The organism is Pseudomonas sp. AIG (genome assembly GCF_977020205.1).
Genome location: NZ_CDROCK010000092.1, coordinates 1 through 9048, shown reverse-complemented (window position 1 = coordinate 9048; position 9048 = coordinate 1). Strand labels below are relative to the sequence as shown.

The following is a 9048-nucleotide window of genomic DNA, read 5'->3' as shown; positions in this document are numbered from 1 at the left end:
CGTCAAGATTAAATTCCGAAACCCCAATTGCGAAAGCAGTTGGGGTTTTGTTTTGCCCGCAGGAAAGTTTTTGTTCGCGACAGCGAACAAATTTGCACAGTTATTTTCGAATCAGAACACTAGAATAGCCCCACCTTATTCGGAGCCAGAGCCTGTATGTCAGAGTCGGTTGACGCCCCCGGGCTGTCAGATTTACCGCTGGAAGACTTGGTGGCCTGTCACGAGTGCGACCTGCTGATGCGCAAGCCCACACTTGCCCATGGCGAGAAAGCGCTCTGTCCTCGCTGCGGTTACGAGTTGTACGCTCACCGTCATAACGTGGTGCAGCGCAGCCTTGCCTTGGTGATCGCAGCGTTGCTGTTGTATATCCCGGCAAACTTTTTGCCCATCATGCAGCTCAATATCCTCGGACAGTCTTCGCAGGATACGGTCTGGAGTGGCGTACTCGGCCTCTTCAACACCGACATGCAAGGCGTGTCGATTGTCGTATTCCTGTGCAGCATGGCCATCCCGTTGCTGAAGTTGCTGTGCCAGTTGTTCGTGTTACTGACAATCCGATTCGATATCGGTCGCAGCTACGGCTTGCTGCTCTATCGCATTTATCACCACCTCAAAGACTGGGGAATGCTTGAGGTTTACCTCATGGGCGTACTGGTGGCGATCGTCAAACTGGCGGACATGGCCGCCATTACCGTAGGTCTGGGCCTGGCGTGTTTCATCGGTTTGTTGTTGGTGCAGGTCTGGCTGGAGGTGGTGATGTCACCGCATCAGATCTGGCAGGCGTTATCAGGAGAAGACGCTCATGCGGGCGATTGATGCGGGCATTCTGGTGTGTACCGAATGTCATGAGTTGAACAAACAGGAAGCGGACGCCGACGAGCAAACCTGCACCCGCTGCGGTGCGCTGGTTCACGCTCGCCGTCCGAACAGCCTCGTTCGCACCTGGGCACTGCTGATCACCGCCGCGATTATCTATATCCCGGCCAATGTCTTGCCAATCATGACTGTCAGTTCTTTGGGCCAGGGTGACCCAAGCACCATCATGTCCGGCGTGATCCAATTGGTGCAGCACGGCATGATCCCGATTGCCGCTGTGGTGTTCATCGCCAGTATTCTGGTGCCAACCTTCAAACTGGTGGGTATCGCGCTGCTGTTGTTTTCGGTGCAACGACGCCAGCCGTTGTCGGCCCGCCAGCGCATCTGGATGTACCGTTTTATCGAGTTCATTGGCCGCTGGTCGATGCTCGATATATTTGTGATCGCCATTCTCGTGGCGGTCGTCAACTTCGGCCGGCTTGCCAGTGTCGAAGCCAATCTTGGCGCCATCGCCTTCGCCAGTGTGGTGATTCTGACGATGCTCGCCGCAGTAACTTTCGATCCCCGACTGATTTGGGATAACACGGAGTCGGACGACGACCATGACTGATTTGCCCGTAGCGAAAACCCGACCGGCCTCGAACTGGTCCGCCATTTGGGTTCTGCCTCTGATCGCGCTGATCATCGGCGGCTGGCTCGGCTGGCGTGCCTATTCCGAAACCGGTATCGAAATTCAAATCCGCTTCGAGAGTGGCGAAGGCATCCAGGCCAACAAGACCGAGGTTATGTACAAAGGCATGTCGGTCGGTAAGGTCAAAGCGCTCAAGCTCGACGATGAGGGTAACTCCAAAGGCGTAATCGCCACGGTCGAGATGAACAAGGACGTCGAGCAATACCTCAAGACCAGCACACGCTTCTGGCTGGTCAAACCGAGTGTGACCCTGGCCGGTATCACCGGACTGGAAACCCTGGTATCCGGTAACTACGTGGCTATCAGCCCCGGAGAAGGCGAGCCCGTGCGCAAGTTCAAGGCGCTTTCCGAGGAGCCGCCGCTGTCCGATGCCAAGCCTGGCCTGCACCTGACCATCAAGGCTGATCGTCTCGGTTCACTGAGCCGTGGCAGCCCGGTGTTCTACAAGCAGATCAAAGTCGGCCAGGTCAAAAGCTACCTGCTCTCGGAAGATCAAAGCACAGTAGAACTGAAAGTCTTCATCGAGCCGACTTACGCCAAACTGGTGCGCAAACACACGCGTTTCTGGAACGCCAGTGGCATCAGCATCGACGCTAACCTGTCCGGTGTGAAAGTACGCAGCGAATCGCTGGCCAGCATCGTCGCCGGCGGCATCGCCTTCGCTACGCCGGAGAATCGCAAGGACAGTCCGCCGACCGATCCGAGCCTGCCGTTCCGTCTCTACGAGGACTTTGACGCGGCGGCTGCCGGCATTCGGGTGAAGGTCAAACTCAGCGACTTCGAAGGACTGCAGGCTGGCCGCACACCGGTGATGTACAAAGGCATTCAAGTCGGCAACATGAAGGCGCTGAAGGTTGATCCTGACCTGAACAGCGCCACAGCCGAGCTCACCCTCGATCCATTGGCTGAGGACTATCTGGTCGATGGCACGCAGTTCTGGGTAGTCAAACCGTCGATTTCTCTGGCTGGGATCACCGGTCTGGAAGCCTTGGTGAAAGGTAACTACATCGCCGTACGCCCGGGCGATAAAGGTGCGGCTCCGAAACGCGAATTCGAGGCCCGGCCAAAGGCGCCGCCGCTGGATCTGCGCTCACCGGGCTTGCACCTGGTGCTGTTCACCGATGTCCTCGGCTCGATCGATGTCGGCAGTCCAATTCTGTACAAACAGGTCAAGGTCGGTTCGGTGCAGAGCTATCAGTTCTCCAAGACCAAGAAGCAATTGGTCATTGGCGTGCACATCGATAAGGAATACGAAAATCTGGTCAACGCCTCCACGCGCTTTTGGAATGTCAGTGGCATCACGTTGACCGGCGGACTGACCGGTGGCATTCAAGTCAAGAGTGAGTCGCTGCAGACCCTGATGGCCGGTGGCATCGCCTTCGAGACACCGCAAGCCAAGGCGCCGCTGCAGAAACGTATTCCGCGTTTCCGCCTGTTCGCCAACCATGATGAGGCGAATCAGAAAGGCACGGTGGTGACGATCAAAGTCGATCGCGCTGATGGTCTGCGCAGTGGCACCCCGGTGCGCTTCAAGGGACTGGATGTCGGCAAGATTGAAAGTGTCGATCTGACGGACGATCTGCAATCGGTGATCCTCACGGCGCGCATCACCGAAGTGCCGGAGAAGATCGCCCGGGTCGGCAGTCAGTTCTGGGTGGTAAAACCTGAGTTGGGCCTGATCAAGACTGCCAATCTGGAAACCTTGGTCACCGGGCAATACATCGAAGTGCAACCGGCGGCGAAGAACCTCGGCCCGCAAAAGAACTTCGTCGCGCTGGCGAATGCACCGGAAGTGACCAAGCAAGAGGCGGGGCTGAGTCTGGTGTTGAGCGCTGCCCGTCGTGGTTCGCTGAAACCGGGAGTGCCAGTCACCTACCGCGAAATTACTGTGGGCAAAGTCACCGGTTATGAACTGGGGCAGACCGCTGATCGAGTGTTGGTGCACATTCTGATCGAGCCGAAATATGCGCCGTTGGTACGCAGCGGCAGCCGGTTCTGGAATACCAGCGGTGTCGGTTTCGATATCGGTCTGTTCAATGGTTTGACAGTGCGCACCGAGTCGTTGGAGACGGCGATTCAGGGCGGCATCGCCTTCGCCACGCCGGATGGTGAGCGGATGGGCAATCAGGCGCGGGCTGAGCAGACGTTCCCGCTGTTCGACAAGTTTGAGGATGAGTGGCTGACGTGGGCGCCGAAGATTTCCCTCGGTAAGTAATCTGAAGTTGATGTGGCGTCTACAAAGACGCCTTCGCGAGCAAGCTCGCTCCCACATTTGAAATGCGTTCCAATGTGGGAGCGAGCTTGCTCGCGAAGAGACCCTTTAAATCAGCACAAAACCCAAGCCATAAAAAGGGCCGCGATCCAAACAGATCGCGGCCCTTTTTATTGCCTTCAGTTAACGCCGATCAAACCGCATCCAGCTCCGGTTCATCCGCTTCAACATTGACCGTAGCCTTCACCACATCATGGCGACGGATGTACTTCCAGTCCGCCTCATCGATGTAGATCCCCGCCGGGCCGCTGCCGCCTTCCAGGTCGATCGCGACACTGGCGCAGACCTGCGGCTTCACACTCGCCAGAATCGGCACGAAGCCCAGTTGCAGGCTGGTTTCCAGCAGTGCGGCCTGGTTCTTCTCGTCGATGTCCGCCGCTTCGTCGAGGTAGTACGGCAGACGCACGCGGCCGGCCTGATCGCGGTCCATCAAGTGCAGCAACAAATACATGTTGGTCAGCGCCTTGATGGTCATGGTCGTGCCGTTGGACGCCGCACCGTCGATGTCAGTGTGGATCACCGGCTGACCGTTGACCTTGGTGATCTCGAACGCCAGTTCAAACAAATCCTTTAGACCGAGCTGGTTGTGGTTTGCCGCCACCAGCCGCGCCAGGTATTCCTTGGCCTCTTCGTTCTTGTTGTCCTGCTCGGCACTTTGGCTCAGATCGAACACCGACAGGGTTTCGCCTTCTTCGTACTGACCGGCGCTGTGGATGATCTGGTCGATGTGCTTGAGGGCTTCCTTGTTCGGCGCGAGGACGATGCGGAAGCTTTGCAGGTTGGAGACCTGACGCTTGTTGATCTCGCGGTTGAACAGCGCCAGTTGATGCTCGAGGCTGTCGTAGTCGCTACGGATATTGCGCAGGGTCCGGGCGATGTCGGTAACCGCAGCACGACGCGCCTTGCCCAACGTCAGCGCTTCATCGGTACGGTGCGCGTAAGCGTTGATCAGCAGCGACAGGCGGCGCTCCATGTCGTCTTCGCTGTCGAACTTGGCCACGCCTTTGAGGCGCACCTGCGCGTACAGCGCTTCGATCTGACCGTCGGCGCGCAGCAGGCCTTGCCAGCTGTCCTGATAGTCGTTGAGCAGCGGCAGCAGGTTGTCCATCGAATCGTCGACCGGATCCATGAACGGCGTACCGAACGGCAGATCCGCCGGCAGCAACTGACGACGGCGCAGGGCATCGTCCAGCGTACGTTGCTTGGCTTCCATGTCGGCGATCTGGCGGCCGACCAGTTGCAGCTTGGCCGACAGTTGCTGGACGCGCTCGGTGAAGGCATCGCTGGAACGCTTGAGTTCGTCCTGCGCGCCTTCCATCTGCGCCAGTTGCTCGAGCTTGTCGCTTTCTTCGGCGCTCAGGGTCTGCGTGCGGCGGAAATCTTCCAGGGCTTTCTGCGCATCCAGCACTTGCTGATACAGCGCTTCGGTCTGGGTCTTGCTCGCGGCGCGGTCGGCGGCTACAGCCTGTTGGGTCTTCAGTTGCTTGAGTTCTTTTTCCAGACGCTCTTTCTGGTCGCGCAACGCCGCGCGGTCAGCCAAGGCCTGCAGCGCCGGCGGCTCGATGTGCGAGATGTCGATGGACAGGCCCGGCACTTCGAAGCGCTCGCCTTTGAAACCATCGAGAATCAGCTCAACCGATTTGACCCACTCGCCATCGTCGTCGAGGGTGATGCCGTGTTCGCCCAGCGGCAGGCTGAACAGCGCGCTGTTGAACAGGCGCATCAGACGCTCGACATCCTGTTGCGAGAACTCTTCGCGCAGACGGGCGTAGCTGTTGTTGTCGGCGTGATCGAGTTGCTGCTTCACCGATTTCAGGCGTTTTTCCAGATCGCGCACGCGCTCTTCCAGATCTTCGGCACTGAACTGACGCGATTGTGCCAGGGCACCGGCCAATTCGTCGTGAGCGTCTTTGGCGGCGAGCAATTGCTGCTCGAGCACTTTGACGTCATCGACCAAGGCGAAGCGATTCTTCAACACCGACAGCTCGCCGAGCCAACGCTGGATGCCGGAAATTTCCCGCTCCAGACGCATCAGTTCCTGGGTGCCGCCGCGTTGATCGTTTTGCAGGCTGTCCTGCTCGCCACGGTAATGGTCGGCCTGAATGGTCAGTTCTTCTTTGCGCGCACTGGCGTAGTCCGACCAGGTGCCGAGCAACGAATCGAGCAGTGGCGACAGGCGATGCAGTTTGCCGCGCAGCACGTCGCGTTGTTTCACGCCATTGGCCAAGGCTTCCACCAACGGGCCGGCCGCGACCAGCGAGTTGTAGTCCTGTTCCATGCGTCGCACGTCGCGGAAAGCTTCTTCGCACGCGGCGATGTAATCGACGCTGCCGGAACGCAGGCTGTGTTCGAAGGCATCGAGGAACAGTTGTTTAAGCTTGGCCGCAGTGATTTCGCGCATGTGCAGCAGGTTGATGAACAACGCGCGGAACGTCTTCAGGCTCTGCTCGCTAGTGGAGCGCAGCGGGATCAGCGTCAGGTCGAGCGGGATCGACGTATGACCGCCGACCAGCAAACGACGCAGCTCATCAGGCTTGAGTTCGTAGGCTTTCAGGCCTTCTTTCTCAAGGTTGCTGAACAGCTCTTTCTGACGCAGGCAGGTGTCGTTCTTCTGGTAATGCGCCAGATCGAGCTTGCCGGCGTAGGCGAAGAACTGGTGACCGAAACCACCGCCCGGGCCACGACCGACTACACCAATCACGTGCGGACCGTGCGGCAGGTTCACTTCGACAAGGATGTAGCTGGTGTCGGAAGCGAAGTAGAAGCGCCGCGATTGTTCGAGGCTGTACTTGCCGAAACTCATGTCCGACATGCGCGCCAGAATCGGGAACTGCAAGGCGTTGATCGACGCCGATTTACCGAGGTTGTTCGCGCCGTAAACCGACAACGGTTCTTCCAGCGGGAACAGGCCGAGGCTGTAACCGGCGGTGTTCAAAAGGGCAAAGCGGCGGATGCCATAGCGTTCCTGGCTCATGCGTCGGACTCCTGTTCTTCGGCAATGGCGCGGGCCAGTGCGTCTTCTTCGCTTTCTTCATCAAATTCGGTGAGATCAAGCGGATCGTCGGTTTCGAGGAATTTGGCTTCGGCTGCTTCGTCGATCAGTACCGGCGCCGGCAGTGGCAATACGCTGTGCACGCTGGCCGCCAGATCGCGGTCTTGCTGTACCGAAAGGCACACGTCGAGGAAACGGTGCATCGGCGGCAGGAAGCGGTACACGCCGTTTTCTTCGCCGGCGAAACCGAGTTGAGTCATGCGGCGCATGATCTTTTCTTCGAGCTCTTCAACGGTCTGCACTTCGGCCTGAATGAACAGGTCGCGGTATTTCTCCAGCAGCGATGGCAACTCTTCGCGGCCGAGGCTACCGCCATCGAGTACGGCAATCGGGTCGCGGCCCTGATCGGCCAGGTGCTCAACGAGGATGAAGGTGAACAGCGCCAGACGCTGGGCGGTCTTGTTCACCGCCGCAGCGGCCATGTCCGGCACAAAGTAGTAGAAACCACGGGTATCGCAGACCAGTTCAAAGCCCAGCGCCTTGAACAGCGTGCGGTACTGATCCTGGAAGTTCGACAGTTGTGCGTACAACTCCGGATCGCGACGGCTGACGTGGTAACCCTTGAACAGCTCGCGGAAGATCGGCGCGAGTTGCGACAGTTCGGAAAGATCAAGATGCATTGGGGATGCTCGCAGAATCCTCGGCGGCGGTATCGCTGGCCGAGAGCAGGGCGAAGGAGCGCAGGCTGACCTGATGCTCATGAGTGTGGTATTCGCGGCGTTCCAGACGCTCGCGCTTGAAGCGTTTTTCCCGCGACAGGCGCGAGAACCAGTAGAGCAATTCGTCGGTGGCGCCGTCCGGTTCCTGCTCCAGCAGCCAGGTCATCAGATCCGGCATCGGCAGGGCTTCTTCGCAACGGTCGACCATCTCACGCACGGTGCGCGGAGCGCGTGGGGCTTCGCCTTTCTGGGTCTTGTGCGCCTTGGGGAAGCGCGCCGGTTTTGGCTCGAAACGCGCCAACGCATACACGTAGGCTTCGACCTGACTGGCGCTGCCGAGGAAGGTGCTTTGCGGGCGGGTGAACAGCGGCATCGCCGCTTGCGGCACGGCGTCGATGCCTTTACGGCGAATCGCCGCCAGTGCAAGTGCGGCACCACGGGTCACGGCGTTGTGCCGGCGCGCTTCTTCACGCAATGGCAGCAGCAGTTCGCGGGCATGACGTAAGGTCAGCTGGGCGCTGGTCTGCATTTCGAGGATGCGTGCGTGGGTGCGCAGCAACATGTCGTCGTCAACCAGATGGCCGAGACGTTGCTGTTCGCTGAGCATCTTCAGCAGCACGGTTTCGACTTTGCGCACGCCTTGTTCGAAGGCGCCGTCAGCATTCACCAGATCGATCATCGGCTCGACGTATTCGTCCCACGTCGCCAGTACTTCGGCGTAACGCTGACGCAGCGGAATCTGCCGGTCGCTGGTCTTCGCCCGTTCGGCGACGGCGACCAAGGCCTGTTCATCGTTGTCGAGCTTCTTCAGCACGTCGCGCACGCGCATATCGAGCAGGCGCAACTGGCGGGCGAGGTCGTGGCCATCGCGGACGTCGAACGCGTCCTGGATATAACCGGCCAGACGCTCGAGGTGGCGCAGGTAGGCTTCGATTTCCAGACACAGACCCAAGCGGTGTTCACGCCGCAAGTAAGCGAGGAAGTCGTGGATCTGCGCGTTCAGCTCGAAACGGTTCGGGCTTTTCGCCACCGGGATCAGAATATCGAGACGAATCCACACGTCGAGCAGGCTGGTGATGTCCTGCGGCGTGCTGTCCAGTTGTTGGGCGGCCAGTTGCGTGCGCAGTTCGTTGAGGCTCAATGTGCCTTGGTCGAAGTGCTCGCACAGTGGCTCCAGAAGTGCCCAGTGTTCAGCGAGGGCGCGCAAGACGCGCTTGGGTTCGATCATCGGAATGGCCGGCTGGTTGACGATTAAAAGCCGCGATTGTACTGCATCGCGAAGGATGCGATTCACTCTCGGGACGGGCTGTCGCATTTTCCAAGGGAGCGAGCTCAGGTAAAGGCTATCGATCAACAGCAAGCGATCTTGAACGAAGGGCGGTAGAATCAGCGCACTTTCAGTTATCCACAAGTGGCCGACCTTTGCTAATCGAGTCCCGCCGCCGCGCCTATTTGAACGCCATGCAGGTGGTCAATTGGCTGCCGCGTACCGAATTGCCTTTCGCCGCACCGTCGCGGCCCGAGCTGCTGGACATGCCCGAGCCCGAGGTAGAGGCCC

General features: G+C 59.0%; 6 protein-coding genes and 1 pseudogene. 4 read left to right on the top strand and 3 right to left on the bottom strand.

Features of this window, described 5'->3' with window-relative positions:
• Nucleotides 1-156 precede the first annotated feature (156 nt).
• From ACWR1S_RS30045 to ACWR1S_RS30035, 3 genes are read left to right on the top strand one after another with little or no spacing between them, the layout of a single operon-like run.
• The gene (locus tag ACWR1S_RS30045; protein ID WP_454566041.1) at nucleotides 157-816 is read left to right on the top strand and encodes a paraquat-inducible protein A; all 660 of its coding nucleotides are present in this window, start codon (nucleotides 157-159) and stop codon (nucleotides 814-816) included.
• Nucleotides 803-1426 carry a paraquat-inducible protein A gene (locus ACWR1S_RS30040; RefSeq protein ID WP_160059432.1) on the top strand — a complete coding sequence of 208 codons (624 nt, stop codon included), beginning with the start codon at nucleotides 803-805 and terminating at the stop codon, nucleotides 1424-1426. The genes ACWR1S_RS30045 and ACWR1S_RS30040 overlap by 14 nt, the downstream gene beginning before the upstream one ends.
• Nucleotides 1419-3722 carry an MlaD family protein gene (locus ACWR1S_RS30035; protein WP_454566040.1) on the top strand — a complete coding sequence of 768 codons (2304 nt, stop codon included), beginning with the start codon at nucleotides 1419-1421 and terminating at the stop codon, nucleotides 3720-3722. The genes ACWR1S_RS30040 and ACWR1S_RS30035 overlap by 8 nt, the downstream gene beginning before the upstream one ends.
• A 190-nt stretch (nucleotides 3723-3912) precedes the next feature.
• Here ACWR1S_RS30035 and mksF read toward each other — a convergent pair whose 3' ends face one another.
• From mksF to mksB, 3 genes are read right to left on the bottom strand one after another with little or no spacing between them, the layout of a single operon-like run.
• Nucleotides 3913-6753 carry an Mks condensin complex protein MksF gene (gene mksF, locus ACWR1S_RS30030; protein WP_102901100.1) on the bottom strand — a complete coding sequence of 947 codons (2841 nt, stop codon included), beginning with the start codon at nucleotides 6751-6753 and terminating at the stop codon, nucleotides 3913-3915.
• Entirely contained in the window at nucleotides 6750-7451 is a 702-nt protein-coding gene (gene mksE, locus ACWR1S_RS30025) for an Mks condensin complex protein MksE (RefSeq protein WP_034156067.1), read from the bottom strand. The genes mksF and mksE overlap by 4 nt, the downstream gene beginning before the upstream one ends.
• Nucleotides 7441-8718, bottom strand: coding sequence for an Mks condensin complex protein MksB (mksB, locus tag ACWR1S_RS30020; RefSeq protein WP_454566039.1), 1278 nt, complete (start codon nucleotides 8716-8718; stop codon nucleotides 7441-7443). The genes mksE and mksB overlap by 11 nt, the downstream gene beginning before the upstream one ends.
• 194 nt (nucleotides 8719-8912) lie before the next feature.
• On the opposite strand from mksB, the pseudogene ACWR1S_RS30015 reads away from it, so the two are divergent.
• Nucleotides 8913-9048 (top strand): annotated as a pseudogene (locus ACWR1S_RS30015) (energy transducer TonB); the annotation flags it as partial.

Coding starts and splice junctions, on each gene's coding strand:
- mksE (WP_034156067.1), bottom strand. CDS start 7,451: ATGCATCTTGATCTTTCCGAACTGTCGCAACTCGCGCCGATCTTCCGC.
- ACWR1S_RS30035 (WP_454566040.1), top strand. CDS start 1,419: ATGACTGATTTGCCCGTAGCGAAAACCCGACCGGCCTCGAACTGGTCC.
- ACWR1S_RS30045 (WP_454566041.1), top strand. CDS start 157: ATGTCAGAGTCGGTTGACGCCCCCGGGCTGTCAGATTTACCGCTGGAA.
- ACWR1S_RS30040 (WP_160059432.1), top strand. CDS start 803: ATGCGGGCGATTGATGCGGGCATTCTGGTGTGTACCGAATGTCATGAG.
- mksB (WP_454566039.1), bottom strand. CDS start 8,718: ATGATCGAACCCAAGCGCGTCTTGCGCGCCCTCGCTGAACACTGGGCA.
- mksF (WP_102901100.1), bottom strand. CDS start 6,753: ATGAGCCAGGAACGCTATGGCATCCGCCGCTTTGCCCTTTTGAACACC.